This is a genomic window from Terrisporobacter petrolearius (assembly GCF_020748185.1).
Taxonomy (GTDB): domain Bacteria; phylum Bacillota; class Clostridia; order Peptostreptococcales; family Peptostreptococcaceae; genus Terrisporobacter; species Terrisporobacter petrolearius.
On record NZ_JAHZMO010000171.1, the window covers coordinates 1 to 462 of the forward strand.

Annotated in this window: 1 pseudogene; it reads right to left on the reverse strand. The window is 28.8% G+C overall.

Annotated elements, in window-relative coordinates:
• Positions 1 to 105 precede the first annotated feature (105 nt).
• Positions 106 to 462: pseudogene (locus K0040_RS20155) on the reverse strand (hypothetical protein); the annotation flags it as partial.

The window sequence follows — 462 nt, forward strand, 5'->3', positions numbered from 1 at the left end:
AGCAATAATCGCTAGAAATATAATAAGTTTACATTGTCAATTTACGGATATTATAAAAACTGATGCTAAAACTTTTTCATCAATTCAATCTAATTTTAAGTTATATCAAAAAGATAATGTAGATAAATATATAGAACTGAAGAATAAAGTAATACCTAAGAATATTGGTAAGAAGTAAAATACAGCATTTCCAGCTGCTGATAATATAGCATAAGTGCTACTTGCATCAGACATCCATTTCATAGTAGTTAGTATTGTAAGCAGTGCCTTAATCATTCCTGCTCCAGCTAGTGCAGGTATTAATGGAGAAAATGCACCTGAAATTGATTCAAATATTTTAGAAACTATTAAAACTTTTTCTCCCTGTTCTTCAGTATTTTGTCCTTGTAAAACTGCTTTTTTTATAATAGTTTCAAAGTAATCAGTTACTTTATTTCCAATTACCACTTGGTATTGTCCTCC